The organism is Nocardioides daedukensis (genome assembly GCF_013408415.1).
GTDB lineage: Bacteria > Actinomycetota > Actinomycetes > Propionibacteriales > Nocardioidaceae > Nocardioides > Nocardioides daedukensis.
Map to the genome: position 1 here is coordinate 1,599,109 of NZ_JACCAA010000001.1, position 13,941 is coordinate 1,613,049.

The following is a 13,941-nucleotide window of genomic DNA, read 5'->3' on the forward strand; positions in this document are numbered from 1 at the left end:
CGCACACCGCTTCGTGGGCGGCGCTCAAGCATCGGGGAAGATGTGCGGCCACCGTCGTACGGCGGCCAGTGCGCGGGTCGCGATCTGTCCGATCCCGGCCAACAGTGATCGACCATAAGCGCCGCATTTGGCCTCGGCCAAGTCCCCGATGACCGTTTCGGGACAATTGTGACGGGTCTCTCCCGCTGCCAAGGTGGGGCGCAACAGCCCTCCAGGACCCCGTTTTCGCAGGTCAGGTGGGGCGTCGGGCGCCGATTCGACCGAAAGTGTGACTACCCGGTGATCCGGTTGAAAATTTTGCCAATCCGTCTCACCACGAGCCGTAGACCGCGGTGGTGTTGGCGTCGATGGCGGCACACAACTCGCCGAGGTCGGCGCCGCGCACCTGGGCCATCGTGCGCACGGTGTGCGGGATCAGGTAGGACGCATTGGGCCGCCCGCGCCACGGCGTGGGGGTCAGGAACGGCGCGTCGGTCTCGACCAGGATCCGGTCGGCCGGGGCGAGTGCCAGGGCCTCGCGCAGCGGATCCGCGTTCTTGAACGTGACCGTCCCCGCGAATGAGAGGTGTGCACCGCGGTCCAGGCACTGTCGGGCGAAGTCGGCGTCGCCGGAGAAGCAGTGCATCACCCACCGCTGCGGAGTGCCCTCCTCGTCGAGGATGCGGATCACGTCGTCGTGTGCGTCGCGGTCGTGGATCATCAGCGTCTTGTCGAGGCGCTTGGCGAGGTCGATGTGGCGCCGGAACGAGTCGTGCTGTGCGGCGATCCCGTCGGGTCCGGTGCGGAAGTAGTCCAGCCCGGTCTCGCCGATCGCGCGCACCCGCTCGTGGCCGGCCAGCTCCTCGATCTCGGCGATCGCGGCATCGAGGGTCCCGGCCGCCGCCAACCGTGGCGCCTCGTTGGGGTGCAGCGCGATCGCCGCAAGCAGTACGTCGTACTCCTGCGCGGCCTGCACCGCCCACCGCGCACCGGGGAGGTCGCACCCGACCTGGACGATGCGGGTGACGTTCACTTCCGCCGCGGCGCGGATCGCGTCACTGGTGGAGAACGCGCCGTCCCCGTCGCCGATGTCGAGGTGGCAGTGGTTGTCGGCCACCGGGTGCGGCAGTGGCTCGGGCACCGGCGGGCGGGTGGTGTCGCGGCGACTGCCGCTCTTCTCCTCGGTCGCGGCGCGCTGGCGGATCGGCTGCTCGGTCACCGGACCAGCCTACGGATCCGCAGCGTGAGCACCAGCAGCGCCAAGGAGATCACCTGGAGGCCGGCAACGATGCCGACCAACAGCGGCAGGTTCGAGGAATACAGACCACCCGCGAGCACGCCACCTGCCAGCGCCGCGACGCCCTGGAAACTGGCGAAGACGCCGTAGGCCGTGCCCAGCGAACGTGCCGGGACCAGGTCGGCCACCAGCGCCTTGACCGTGGAGTCCTGGATGCCGGTGGCCAGGCCCCAGATCGCGACACCGACCAGGACCAGCCACAGCGATCCACCGAAGGCCAGCACGGGCACGAAGGCGATCAGCACCGGAAGGACATAGAGGACCTTGGCGTGCCACGCGTCGTAGGCGACGCCGGTGAGCAGCGCGGCCACGGCCTCGATGGCCATCGCCATCGCATAGACGACCGGCACCCAGGCCAACGTGACCAGGTCGGCCTCGACCAGGTGGAAGGAGATGACGCCGAAGGTCATCAGGCCCAGGGTCCCGAGCGCACACGAGGTGGCGAAGGCGTGGAAGGCGCGGGGCAGCGGTGGGCGGGGTTCGCGCACGTCGGGCACCCCAGAGCCGGCAGCCCCCGAGTCGGCGACCCCAGAACTGGCGACCTCCTGGACTGCCACCTCCTCGACGGCCTCGCCCAACGTCGTACGCCGCTTCAGCTGCCCCAGAACGAGCAGCGAGATGACCCCGGGGATCGCGAGCACCGCGAAGGCGAGCCACAGCCGGCCGGTGAGCGCCGCGACGCCGGCCATGAGCAGTGGCCCGGCGAAGGCGCCGATCTGGTCCATTGCCTTGTGTACGGCGAATCCGCGGCCTCGTCCGACCTTCTTCGCCACCCCCGCGAGCAGGGCCGACTTGGAAGGTGAGCGGACTGCCTTGCCGGTGCGCTCGAGCAGGATCAGCGTGCTCGCCGTGGCCAGGCCGGCAACCCCGAGGAACGGAGTGATCGCCAACAGAGGCACGCAGATCGCGGTCAGCGCATAGCCCCAGAAGGTGAGGCTCCAATAGCGACCCGAGCGGTCGGCCATCGGTCCGGTGACCAGCCGCAGGACCAACGCGATCGCCTCACCGGCGCCGGTGATGATGCCGACGGTGAGCGCGGAGGCGCCGAGGGTGCCGAGGAACGGCCCGGCCATCGAGCGCATGCCCTCATAGACCATGTCGGCGGCCAGGCTGACCACACCGAACGCCATCACCGTGCGCCACGGAGTCCAGGGCGCCCCGTTGGTCGGGGTGGCCGTCGGGGTGGCGCTCGATGAGGCCGAGGAGTCCGGGGAGATCGGGGTCACGGGCGAAACCTGGCGGGCCCGGTCAGGGCTTGTGCACGGCGTCGTAGACCTCGCGCTTGGGCACACCGGCACGCTTGGCGATCTCGAGGATCGCGTCCTTGCGACTGGCGCCGCTCGCCTCGAGACCGGCCACCAGCTCACGCCATGCGTTCGGGTCGTTGGGGACCGAGGGGCCGTCGTCGGCGCCCTGGACCACGATCGTCACCTCGCCGCGAACGCCCTCGCCGGCCCAGGCCGCGAGCTCGCGGAGGCCACCGCGGCGTACTTCCTCATGGGTCTTGGTCAGCTCCCGGCACACCGCGCCGGGACGGTCATCACCGAACGCGTCGGCCATCGCACCGAGCGCGAGCGCGGTCCGGTGCGGGGCCTCGAAGAAGACCATCGTGCGCTGCTCGGCAGCGAGTGCGGCGAGTCGTCGCGACCGTTCCCCCGCCTTGCGCGGCAGGAAGCCCTCGAAGCAGAACCGGTCCACCGGCAGACCGGAGACCGCCAACGCGGTGAGCACGGCGCTGGGCCCGGGCACGGCGGTGACTCGTACGTCGTGCTCCACGGCCGCCGCGACCAGGCGATAGCCAGGATCGGAGACCGAAGGCATCCCGGCGTCGGTGACCAGCAGGACGCGCTCCCCGGCGAGCAGGGCCTCGAGCAGCACCGGCGTACGCGCGCCCTCGTTGCCCTCGAAGTAGGAGACCACCCTCCCGGACAGGGTCACGCCGAGGTCCGTGGTGAGTCGCTTGAGCCGGCGGGTGTCCTCGGCGGCGATCACGTCGGCGGTGGACAACTCGGCCACCAGCCGCGGCGGCGCGTCGTCGACCTGGCCGATCGGGGTGGCGGCGAGGACGAGCACGCCGGGCGCTGAAGAGGTCACCGGTCGATCATGTCAGTTGGCCTGAACCCGCCACGTAGCATGGCCGCTTGTGACCACCCGAGCCGCCGATCGCGACGACGACGAACGGGCGGTGACGCTCGGCAGCACGGTCGACCACCAGCCACTGCCCCGGGTCCGGGAACGGATGGCACCGCTGGGCCGGCTCGAGGACCCGGTGATCGGTTGGATCGCGACCGCGATGGTCGGTGCGCTGGCCCTGTTCCTGCGGCTGTGGCGCCTGGGCTCCCCCAAGGAGTTCGAGTTCGACGAGACCTACTACGCCAAGGACGCCTGGTCGATGCTGCAGCACGGCTATGTCCGCGACTACGTGGACAAGGCCGATGACGCGATCATCGCCGGCAACCTCGGCAGCCTCTGGGACGGCGACAAGCCCTCGATGGTCGTGCACCCCGAGGTCGGCAAGTGGATGATCGCGGCCGGCGAGCAGGTCTTCGGGATGGACCCGTTGGGCTGGCGGATCAGCGCGGCGATCGTCGGGACGCTGATGTGCGTGATGATGGTCCGACTCGTCAGACGGATCACCGGCTCGATGATGCTGGGCGTCATCGGCGGCCTGCTGCTCTGCCTGGACGGAATGCACCTGGTGCTCTCCCGGTTGGCCCTGCTCGACATCTTCCTGGCCTTCTGGCTGCTCGCCGCGGTCACCGCGCTGGTCATCGACCGGGACTGGACGCGCGAGCGGATGACCCGGCTGGCCACCGCGGAGAACATCGCCACGTGGGGTCCGCTGAAGGGCCTGTGGTTCCGGCCCTGGCGCCTGGTCGCCGGGATCTGCTTCGGCCTGGCAGCGGGCACCAAGTGGAGCGGCCTCTATGCCCTCGCCGTGTTCGGCATCCTCGTCTGGCTCTGGGACTCCGGCGCACGTCGCGCGATCGGCGTACGCCTGCCGGTGCTCCGCTCCGCCCTGGTCGACGCCGTGCCGGCATTCGTGCACCTGGTGGTCGTCGCGTTCGTCGTCTATGTGGCGTCCTGGACCGGTTGGCTGATGAACGCCGACAAGTATGAGGACCAGCTCTCCCAGACGCAGTACACCCAGTTCGTCTCGATGAAACCGGGCTGCGAGGCGGTCACCGACGAGTCGAAGCAGTGGCCGACCGCGAAGGAGAAGGACGCCAGCGGGATCGGCGAGGCGTGGCAGTCCCTGCGCTCACTGGCCAGCTATCACCACGACCTGTTCATCTTCCACACGAACTTCCTCGACTGCAGCGAGCACACCTATCAGTCACAGCCCGAGGGCTGGCTCGTCCTGAACCGCCCCGTCGGCGTCAACGTCGAGAACGACATCAAGCCAGGCGCCCAGGGCTGCGAGGCAGCCGCGGACAGTCACTGCCTGCGCGAGGTGCTGCTGATCGGCACCCCGGTGCTGTGGTGGGGAGGCGCGCTCGCACTGCTCTATGGCGCCGTGGTGTGGATCGGTCGCAGGGACTGGCGCTTCGGCCTCGCCACGATGGGCGCGCTGGCGATGTGGGTGCCCTGGGAGTTCAGCGACACCCGCCCGATCTTCAGCTTCTATGCCTCCGCGGTCACACCGTTCATGATCATCGCGATCTGTCTGGCGATGGGCCACATCCTCGGCCGCGACACCGGACCGACGCTGAGACGGACCGTCGGCACGGTGGTCTGCGGGTCGTTCTTCGTGCTGGTGCTGCTCAACTTCGCGTGGTTCTGGCCGATCTGGACCAACGAGCTGCTCACCCACTCGGAGTGGATGGACCGGATGTGGTTCCAGCGCTGGATCTAATCGGTGCTCGCCTCGCGACGAGGACTAATCTGGATCCATGAGCTCTGCGTTTGCCGTCGCCACTGCGTTCACGTTCGTCTGGCTGGGCATGGTCCTGGCGATCTCCTTCATCGAGGCACCGCTGAAGTTCCGCGCACCGGGCGTGACGATCCCGCTCGGCCTGGGCATCGGCCGGTTGGTGTTCCGGGCACTGAACGCGGTCGAGCTGTTGCTCGCGGCCGGCATCGTGGTCTGTCTCGTCGTGGCCGAGGCCCGGACGTCCGTGTGGATCGCCGCCGCGGTGGCGATCGTGATGCTCCTCGCCCAGGTGGGCCTGGTCCGCCCGGGCCTGACCCGGCGCACCAACGCGGTCCTGGCCGGCGAGGATGCTCCGCGCTCCAAGGCGCACCTCGTCTATGTCGCACTCGAGCTGGCCAAGGTGGCTGCCCTGGTCGTCACCGGGGTGCTGCTCCTCAGCTGAGCAGCACCTGACCGGCCGGTCGCCTCAGGCCACGTGTGAGGCGGCGCTGCTGGCCTCGGCGACGGTCTCCGCGATCAGCGCGATGATCCGCTCCGGAGCGTCGATCATCGGCACGTGCCCGGCGCCGACCAGCGGCACGTGATGTGCGTTGGGCAGCCTGAGTCGCGCAATGCTCGCCTGCGCATAGGGCAGCAACCGGTCCTTGGTGCCCCACGCGATCGTCGTCGGCACCTCGACCGGGGAGTCGAACGAGTAGGTGATGCCGGCCCGGGCCGCCGCCTCGAAGCCACGGGCACGCTTGAGTGCGAGGGCATCGCCGTAGGTCGCCTCGGCGTTCATCCGACCCGGGTTGCCATAGAGCAGGCCGCCGATCAGCAGTCGTCCGAAGGCCCGCTCGGAGAGCGCGCGCAGCACGACGTCGGGCGCTTGCGAGAAGGCGCGCATGATGGCGAGCGGAGCCAGCGCCTGGAACCTGTTGATCGGTCCGAAGAAGCCGGCGGGACTGAGCGCGGTGACCGAGGAGACCAGCCCGCGGGCACCGAGCTCGAGGGCGAGCGCACCGCCGAGCGAGTTGCCCACGACGTGCGGGCGCTCCACTCCCCAACGCTCGAAGTTGGCCACCAGGTCCCGGCACGCGTTCTCCATGTCGTACGTCGTGCCGCGCGGGTAGGGCGCGGAGTCGCCGAAGCCGGCGAGGTCGAGCGCGATCACGTCGAAGCGCTCCGCGAGCCGGTCAAAGACCGGGGCCCACGCCTCGCGCCGGTGGCCGATCCCGTGGATCAGGACGACGGGCTCGCCAGAGCCGGCGCGGTCGTGGACGAGGTGCGAGAGAGGCTGGGGCACGCGAGAGCTCCTGTTGGATTGGTGTTACCCGGAGTTTCACACACATCTGGTCGGCTGGGAACGGGGGCCAGCCACGATCCCGCCATTCGAGGCGCCACCGGTTAGGCTCTTCCGGTGCATGAGGCCTACACCGTGACCCGGTATTCCACGCCGAGCGCGGTCCGCGTCCTCGACATCTCGGCCAAGTTCTTGATGATCGTGATGCTCTTCGCGACGCTGTTGAACCCCGAGATCGGCAACATGGCGGACAAGGGCGCCGAGGCCCGCGCGATCGGTTATCCGCTGGCGTCATTCGCCGTCCCGGCGATCTGGCTGCTGTTCTGGCGGGACCGGGCATCGTTCCCGTGGTTGGCAGACCTGTTCGTGACGATCACCTGCTTCACCGACATCCTGGGCAACCGGATGGACCTCTATGACAGGATCGTCTGGTTCGACGACTGGATGCACTTCATGAACACCGGCCTCCTCACTGCCGCCGTGGTCCTGCTGACCCTGCCCCGGTCCGCGTCGTTCGGGGCGACCCTCGAGCGGGCGCTGGCCTTCGGCGTCCCGGCCGCCGTGTTCTGGGAGTTCGCGGAGTTCTTCGCGTTCCTGAGCAAGTCGACCGAGCGGGTCAGCGCCTACCCCGACACCCTCGGCGACCTGGCCCTCGGCTCGTTCGGCGCGGTCCTGGCTGCCGTCATCATCCATTCGCTGTGGCAGTCCGGCCGATTGCAGAACACTGCCCCGCAGCTGGACAGCCTGCTTCGCTGAGCCAGTTCTTCACTGACCCATCGCTGCCCCACCTCAGCGCTTGGCTGGGCTGAAGCTGCGCAGCCGAAGGCTGTTGGTCACCACGAAGACCGAGGAGAAGGCCATCGCTGCGCCAGCGAGCATGGGATTGAGCAAGCCTGTTGCAGCGACCGGGATCAGCGCCACGTTGTAGGCGAACGCCCAGAACAGGTTGCCCTTGATCGTGCTCAGGGTGCGGCGGGAGAGCCGGATCGCGTCGACGGCAGCCCGCAGGTCACCGCGGACCAGGGTGAGGTCGGAGGCCTCGATGGCGACATCCGTTCCGGTCCCCATGGACAGGCCCAGGTCGGCCTGGGCCAGGGCGGCCGCGTCATTCACACCGTCACCGACCATGGCCACCCGCTTGCCCTGCTCCTGCAGGCGCTTGATCTCGTCGACCTTGTCCGAGGGCATCACCTCGGCGATCACGTCGGTGGGCGCGATGCCCACCTCGGCGGCCACCGTCGCCGCAACGGTCCGGTTGTCGCCGGTGAGCAGGATCGGGGTCAGGCCCAGACCCTTCAGCTGCGCGATGGCTTCTGCCGAGGTCGGCTTGATCGCGTCGGCAACCACCAGCACGCCGCGAGCCCGGCCGTCCCAGCCGACGGCCACCGCGGTGCGACCCTTCCGGGCGGCGTCGTCCATCGCGGTCTCGAGCTCGACCGGAAGGTGCTGGGACCACTGCGCCAGCAGTCGTGGCCGGCCGACGAGGACGGCGTGGCTGGTCTCGCCCACGTTGACGACACCTTGGACGCCGAGGCCCACGACATTCGCGAAGTCCGCCACGTCGGGCAGGTCGCCGACCCGGTCGGTGGCTCCCTTGGCGATGGCCTGGGCGATCGGGTGCTCCGAGGCGTCCTCCAGGGCGCCAGCGAGCCGCAGGACCTGGTCGGGGTCCTCGCCGTCGGCAGCGATGACGTCGAGCAGTGTCATCTGGCCGGTGGTGACGGTGCCGGTCTTGTCCAGCACGATCGTGTCGATCCGGCGGGTCGTCTCGAGGACCTCGGGGCCCTTGATCAGGATGCCCATCTGTGCGCCGCGGCCGGTGCCGACCATCAGCGCCGTCGGCGTGGCCAGGCCCAGGGCGCACGGGCAGGCGACGATCAGCACTGCGACCGCGGCAGTGAACGCGGCTGCCACCGAGTCCCCGGCTCCGGCCCAGAAGCCGAAGGTCGCGAACGCCAGCACGATGACGATCGGCACGAAGATGCCGGAGATCCTGTCAGCCAAGCGTTGCGCCTGTGCCTTTCCGGTCTGGGCGTCCTCGACCAGCTTGGCCATCTGTGCCAGCTGGGTGTCCGCCCCGACGCGGGTCGCCTCAACCACCAGACGTCCGCCGGCGTTGAGGGTTGCCCCGACCAGGTCGTCGCCGGGCGCCACCTCCACCGGCACTGATTCGCCGGTCACCATCGAGGCGTCGATGGCTGAGGTGCCGTCGACGACCCTGCCGTCGGTGGCCACCTTCTCACCGGGACGCACCACGAAGTGGTCACCCACCGCGAGCTCGTCCACGCTGATCCGCACCTCGCGGCCCTCGCGCAGGACCGAGACCTCCTTGGCGCCGAGCTCCAGCAGTGCCCGCAGGGCAGCGCCCGACGTGCGCTTGGCCTTCGCCTCGAAGTAGCGGCCGAGCAGGATGAAGGTGATCACCCCGGCGGCGACCTCGAGGTAGATGTTTCCGGTCCCGTCGGTGCGGGAGATGGTGAGCTCGAAGGGGTGCTTCATCCCGGGTTCGCCCGCGGTGCCGAGGAAGAGGGCATAGAGCGACCACAGAAACGCGGCTACGGTGCCCATCGACACCAGCGTGTCCATGGTGGCGGTGCCCTGCTTGAGGTTCTTCCAGGTGGCCTGGTGGAACCCGAAGCCGGCCCACACGATCACGGGCGAGGCCAGGGTCAGCGAGAGCCACTGCCAGTTGGTGAACTGCAACGCCGGCACCATCGCCATCGCGATCACCGGGATGGACAGCACCGCCGAGATGATCACCCGGTTGCGCAGGGCGCGGACCGGGGCCTCCTCGTCAGCGGTCGTGTCCGGGTCACCGGCGCCGGGCGAGCCCTTCGGGGTGGGCAGCGCCGCTGTGTAGCCCGCCTTCTCGACGGCGTCGACCAGGGCCGTGGTCTCGATGCCGGGCTCGAAGGTGACCTTCGCCTTCTCGGTCGCATAGTTGACGGTGGCGACGACACCGTCGATCTTGTTCAGCTTGCGCTCGATCCGGTTCGCGCAGGACGCGCACGTCATACCGCCGATGGCCAGTTCGACCTCACCGCCGGTGGCGGCGGCAGTCACGTCGTGTGTCGCGCTCATTGCGTGTCCTTCCTCAGGGTGAGCTCCGCACTGTGCGATCTGCGGGCCGGGGCCGTGCGGTTCAGTGCTCGTGGTCCGCGCCGTCGTCGTGGGCGGTCGTGTCGGTTTCCGCGTGGACGGTGAACGCGGCGGTGCGTACGACGCCGTCGTGCTTGAAGTCCAGGAACAGCCGGTAGGCGCCGGCCGAGGGTGCACTCGTCCCGAAAGCGATCCTCGGGCCGGGCTCGGTGGCGTCGTCCTCGGGCGTGCCCCGGGGGTGCACGTGGAGGTAGGCCAGGTCGCCCTCACGCAGCGCCACCAGGTGCCCGTAGGCGCCGAGGTAGGGCTCGAGGTCGGTGACCGGCCGGCCGGCGTTCGAGATGCTCATCGAGAGCTCACTGCTCTCACCGGCTCGGAGGTCACCGGAGAGGGTGACGGAGTAGCCGTCGACCTCGACGGTCTGCTCTGCCGCGGGCAGCGGGCGTGGCTCGAAGTCACCGGGCACGAATCCGTCGCGGCCCAGGGTCAACGATCCCGCTCCGGTGGGCCGGAAGTCGGCCAAGAACCGCCAGGTGCCGGGGGTCAGGTCGACCTCGATCTGCCAGGTGCCGGAGTCGTCCATGGTGGGGTGCAGGTGGGCGAAGCCGGACAGGTCGCGGCGTACGGCGAAGAAGTGCAGCTCGGCCTCGTGGGTGACGTCGTACGCCGTGACTGGTTCGCCGGTGGCGTCGAGGATGTGGAAGCGCAGCGTCTGGGTGCCCGGCTTCATGATCGGGGTGAGCAGGTGCAGGGTGTAGCCCTGCGCGGAGGACTGCAGTCCGCCGGGAAGTGTCTCGACGGGGTCCTGCTGGCCGTTGGCCACTTCCCCATCGGTCTCGTGGTGGGTGTCCTGAGCGACGCCGCCGATCGGGCCGACGGCGTTCCCGATGCCATAGGCGCCGAGCAGCGCGACCACGAGGATCGCGACACATCCGGCGAGTCGAATTGGCGTGCTCATCTGGACACCGTCTCCGCTCAGCCGGCGTCGGCCACGTGGTAGCCGGCCTCTTCGACGGCTGCCCGGATGCTGTCTGCGTCGACCGGCGACTCGCTGGTGACCCGCAACTCGCCGGAGGCGAGGTCGACCGCGACGTCGTTCACGCCGGGAACCTCGCTGACCTCCTCGGTCACTGACATCACGCAGTGATTGCAGGTCATTCCGGTGACGGTGTAGGTGCTGGTGTTCATGGCAGGCTCCTGATCAGTGTGGGTGGAACGGGGTTCAAGACCGGACGAGCCGGGCGATGGCTTCAGAGGCTTCCTTGACCTTGGCCTCCGCCTCGGCGCCGCCCACAGCGGCAGCCCCGACGACGCAGTGGCCCAGATGCTCCTCGAGCAGGCCGAGGGAGACCGCGCGCAGTGCCTTGGTCATCGCGGAGACCTGGGTGAGGATGTCGATGCAATATTGCTCCTCCTCAACCATCCGCTGAAGGCCTCGCGCCTGCCCCTCGATCCGGCGCAGTCGCTTGAGGTAGTCCTCCTTGTGCCCGATGTAGCCGTGGCCCGCGGGCTGGTCCTCGTCGCTCATGCGTGCTTCCCTTCTTCGGAACGGTCCATTGACCGATCGGTCTTCTACACCATACCCCCCTAGGGTATTCCAGACAAGAGCGCGTTCCCCGCCTCTCGCGGAGGTGCCGGCGCAGACTCCGGAAAGCAGAAAGGCCGGACCCAGTGGGTCCGGCCTTGCTGTTGTCTTGCGAAGAGATCAGATGGTGGAGCTGAGGGGATTCGAACCCCTGACCTTCTCATTGCGAGAGTGCCACTCCACACTTCGCCGGATCTGGAAGCATCTCGGCGAAACCTGCTCTGACCTGGGCTGATGACCGCCATCGATGTAGTGATTGGGCGTGACTATACGCTCACGGCACGTAGGATCTCGGAGTTTCTCTGGCCCATTTTGCGGAGTAAGCGCGGACGCATGTGCCGTGGATTGGGAGACGGTCTCCCTGATTCAAGCAACCTGGCCGACGAAATAGGGGTCTCCTCCACCACGGCCCGAATCCAAAGTAGCTCCACGTGCGGGAGCCTCGTTGTCGGCGCGCGCGGTAACTGCTTCCGTCTTCCGTTCAGAGCGGCGCAGGGCATCCTCACCATTGGTTCGCAGACCACGAGGCCTCCCAAGGGTGATGCGTCGCCGCACGCCCCTCCGTTCGGCGGCCGTCAACTCGTGGTCCGCAGTACGACGCTCAGACGGATGGCGGAGGTCAGGAAGAAGATCCCGCCGAGGATGGCATAGCCACCGACACCGGCGATGTTGTCGGCGTCCTGAAGTCCCTGCCCCAGGAAGGCACCACCAGCCAGCACCGAGATGCCCCCGGAGAGAGTCTGGGCCACTTGGCCTCCGGAGCGCCGGTTGCGGATCGCGATTGAACGTGTATCGATCTTCGCGCGCACGCGCCAGGGTGTCCCGAAGATCCTCGATTGACGGAAGCGATGATCGCGCGCGACGCGCGCCCTCAAGTTCCTTGAGTGACTCCTCGATTAAGTCACTCGGCATGAAGGCAAGCATCACTCGGCCTCCGGCCGTCGCGTACAACGGATACGTGGTGCCGATCTCGAGTTGCACGCGAACCGGGTGGGCGGTGTCTACCCGGTCGATCAACACCGCCCGATCTCCCCTGGCCAGTGCAAGGTGGATGGTCTCGCCGGTTCTCTCCCGCAGCCGTTCCATCTTGGGCAACGCCACCGAGCGCAGGTCCCGACCGGCTCCGCCTCCGCGTACGAGCGTGTTGAACGCCGGGGCCGGAACCCACTTCGTATTGGGGGCGCCTCGAGGCTCGATCCATCCAGCAAGTTCGAGCGTGCGCACAACTCGTTGAATCGATGACTTGTGCATCGACAACCGGCGCGAGAGCTCGCCTACCCCGATTGGTTCGACCGACCGAGCAATCTCTTCGAGCACGCGCAAACCACGCAAGAGGCTCTGCGTGCCAGATGCCGAAGCGGGCATGCGGTTGGACTCGACCACGACGTCTCTTTCATGCTCACTGCTGTTGAACTCGCACCCGAGTCGTGCAGCTCTGGACTCAGGCTTGCCCGGAACTGTACAGCCCCCTGCGGTCCTCTCCTCGGGGCAACCGCCATGGATTCACCTCCCAGCGCTGACCTCGCCGCCGAGGAAGGCAACCCAAGCGGGTGACCTGGGCGGCCAGCGCTACCCGCCTCAATGAGCCGCGAGTACCCGGGCCCCGGCACGACGCAGGGCGCTTCCCATGGGCTTCTGACGCGGGCAAAGGCGCCTGAGTCCTCAGCTCGGCCAAGCAACTCCCCTCCAGACCGGAAGGCCGTTCACATAGACGCGCTGTCACCGGGCATAAAACTAGCCGACACAGCTACGAACGATGAGGGATTCGCTCCAGGCCCAAGGCGTCGCTGATGTGATCGTCGAGCCACCGATAGCTCATGAGGGCCTACTCACCTGCGGGATGGCGCTCGCGTGTCCAGACGGCCCCATTGCGATCGACGAATCGCCCCGAGCCGCGTCCCAGAAGTTGGCGTCTGCTAGCCCGCTGCTAGCCCGCGCCCTCGTCACCGGCAAGTCGCTCGTTGAGTTGGTCTGCGATCTTCTCTAGGCGCGTGACCTGTCCCCATGAGGCCACCATGTGGTCGAAGACCACTTCGCCGGCACTGGTCGTGGCCACCAGGACAGCGGCGGTGAGCCCCTGGCGTTGTCGGGCCACGTGGAGCGAGCTGACCTCGCTCAACGCGAGCGCCATCTCACTCCCAGCCGTCTCGCGTACTGACGTGTTGTCGATGATGACGGCCGCGCCGCGGAGCCAGGACACGAGGTAGACGAGGCTGGTGCTGTCCACACCATCGGTATCAGGACACTGGATGTGGCATCGAGAATCTAAGATGCTTGGTCGCGGATCATCAGTCTTATCCGTTCAGTCCCTGCCCGGAAGATTTGCTGCATCTTGCGCAATTCTGGCTTGGTCCATGCTGGTTCGTAGGGCGGACCATCTCGGTGGAATGGATCGATGTTCATTGAAGCGTATAGCTTCGTGTAGGCGCGATCCGCTACCTGGCCATCGAAATGCAATCGATATTTTGTATTCCGAAGAATATCTTCAAGGAGATTCCAAGCTTCCAAAACTTGTTGACAAGAGTCAGCAAAGGCACCGGAGAGTATCGATGCGTAAGCGCGATCCAGGTCTACAACGTTGTGACTGCCGTCGGAGTAGGTCGTTTCTAGGCGAGATATACCTAGTGAGTGCACGGCAGTCTCAATGTCAACTGATGTTGAGCAAATTAGGGGACGCCCGGGTTCTTGAAGAAGAATCCAGTCAGGAAGATCGGATTCCTCGTCGTCGCTCATGATTTCGGCAACGAACCAGTTGTTCGCGTCAAGAGCGAACTCGACCAATTTTGCCCCGACGCTAGAAGGAGGGGCGAGCAGGTACATGTCCA

Annotated in this window: 14 protein-coding genes and 1 pseudogene; 3 read left to right on the forward strand and 12 right to left on the reverse strand. The window is 67.6% G+C overall.

Features of this window, described 5'->3' with window-relative positions; all coding sequences use genetic code 11:
• Nucleotides 1-310 precede the first annotated feature (310 nt).
• From BJ980_RS07925 to rsmI, 3 genes are read right to left on the reverse strand one after another with little or no spacing between them, the layout of a single operon-like run.
• Nucleotides 311-1,198, reverse strand: coding sequence for a TatD family hydrolase (locus BJ980_RS07925; RefSeq protein WP_179501796.1), 888 nt, complete (start codon nt 1,196-1,198; stop codon nt 311-313).
• Nucleotides 1,195-2,502 carry an MFS transporter gene (locus BJ980_RS07930; protein ID WP_343047735.1) on the reverse strand — a complete coding sequence of 436 codons (1,308 nt, stop codon included), beginning with the start codon at nt 2,500-2,502 and terminating at the stop codon, nt 1,195-1,197. The genes BJ980_RS07925 and BJ980_RS07930 overlap by 4 nt, the downstream gene beginning before the upstream one ends.
• 22 nt (nt 2,503-2,524) lie before the next feature.
• Nucleotides 2,525-3,370 (reverse strand): 16S rRNA (cytidine(1402)-2'-O)-methyltransferase, encoded by an 846-nt coding sequence (gene rsmI, locus BJ980_RS07935; protein WP_343047736.1) that lies wholly within the window; start codon nt 3,368-3,370, stop codon nt 2,525-2,527.
• 49 nt (nt 3,371-3,419) lie between these two features.
• On the opposite strand from rsmI, the gene BJ980_RS07940 reads away from it, so the two are divergent.
• Both BJ980_RS07940 and BJ980_RS07945 read left to right on the forward strand, forming a co-directional pair.
• Nucleotides 3,420-5,132 carry a dolichyl-phosphate-mannose--protein mannosyltransferase gene (locus BJ980_RS07940; RefSeq protein WP_343047737.1) on the forward strand — a complete coding sequence of 571 codons (1,713 nt, stop codon included), beginning with the start codon at nt 3,420-3,422 and terminating at the stop codon, nt 5,130-5,132.
• A gap of 37 nt (nt 5,133-5,169) precedes the next feature.
• Nucleotides 5,170-5,592, forward strand: coding sequence for a hypothetical protein (locus tag BJ980_RS07945; protein ID WP_179501797.1), 423 nt, complete (start codon nt 5,170-5,172; stop codon nt 5,590-5,592).
• A 24-nt stretch (nt 5,593-5,616) separates the two neighbouring features.
• Here the strand turns inward: BJ980_RS07945 and BJ980_RS07950 are convergent, their stop codons facing one another.
• Nucleotides 5,617-6,435, reverse strand: coding sequence for an alpha/beta fold hydrolase (locus tag BJ980_RS07950; RefSeq protein ID WP_179501798.1), 819 nt, complete (start codon nt 6,433-6,435; stop codon nt 5,617-5,619).
• A 114-nt stretch (nt 6,436-6,549) separates the two neighbouring features.
• Here BJ980_RS07950 and BJ980_RS07955 point away from each other — a divergent pair, with 114 nt between their 5' ends.
• Nucleotides 6,550-7,188, forward strand: coding sequence for a DUF2238 domain-containing protein (locus tag BJ980_RS07955; RefSeq protein WP_179501799.1), 639 nt, complete (start codon nt 6,550-6,552; stop codon nt 7,186-7,188).
• Between the two features lie 33 nt (nt 7,189-7,221).
• On the opposite strand, the gene BJ980_RS07960 is transcribed toward BJ980_RS07955, so the two are convergent.
• The 8 genes and pseudogenes from BJ980_RS07960 to BJ980_RS07990 all read right to left on the reverse strand — a co-directional run bounded on the left by BJ980_RS07960 (nt 7,222) and on the right by BJ980_RS07990 (nt 13,936).
• Nucleotides 7,222-9,513, reverse strand: coding sequence for a heavy metal translocating P-type ATPase (locus BJ980_RS07960; protein WP_179501800.1), 2,292 nt, complete (start codon nt 9,511-9,513; stop codon nt 7,222-7,224).
• A 61-nt stretch (nt 9,514-9,574) separates the two neighbouring features.
• Nucleotides 9,575-10,489, reverse strand: a complete 915-nt coding sequence (locus BJ980_RS07965) for a hypothetical protein (RefSeq protein ID WP_179501801.1) — start codon at nt 10,487-10,489, stop codon at nt 9,575-9,577.
• A gap of 17 nt (nt 10,490-10,506) precedes the next feature.
• Nucleotides 10,507-10,719 (reverse strand): heavy-metal-associated domain-containing protein, encoded by a 213-nt coding sequence (locus tag BJ980_RS07970; protein WP_179501802.1) that lies wholly within the window; start codon nt 10,717-10,719, stop codon nt 10,507-10,509.
• 34 nt (nt 10,720-10,753) lie between these two features.
• A complete protein-coding gene (locus BJ980_RS07975) occupies nt 10,754-11,059 on the reverse strand; it encodes a metal-sensitive transcriptional regulator (protein ID WP_179501803.1) in 306 nt (101 codons plus the stop codon).
• A gap of 632 nt (nt 11,060-11,691) precedes the next feature.
• Complete coding sequence (locus BJ980_RS18925; protein WP_246279943.1) at nt 11,692-11,865, reverse strand: hypothetical protein; 174 nt, start codon at nt 11,863-11,865, stop codon at nt 11,692-11,694.
• A 37-nt stretch (nt 11,866-11,902) separates the two neighbouring features.
• Nucleotides 11,903-12,481: pseudogene (locus BJ980_RS19580) on the reverse strand (IclR family transcriptional regulator); the annotation flags it as partial.
• Nucleotides 12,482-13,043: 562 nt separating this feature from the next.
• On the reverse strand, nt 13,044-13,343 hold the full coding sequence (locus BJ980_RS07985; protein WP_179501805.1) for a hypothetical protein: 300 nt from the start codon (nt 13,341-13,343) through the stop codon (nt 13,044-13,046).
• A 38-nt stretch (nt 13,344-13,381) separates the two neighbouring features.
• Nucleotides 13,382-13,936 carry a hypothetical protein gene (locus BJ980_RS07990; RefSeq protein WP_179501806.1) on the reverse strand — a complete coding sequence of 185 codons (555 nt, stop codon included), beginning with the start codon at nt 13,934-13,936 and terminating at the stop codon, nt 13,382-13,384.
• Between the last annotated feature and the right edge of the window lie 5 nt (nt 13,937-13,941).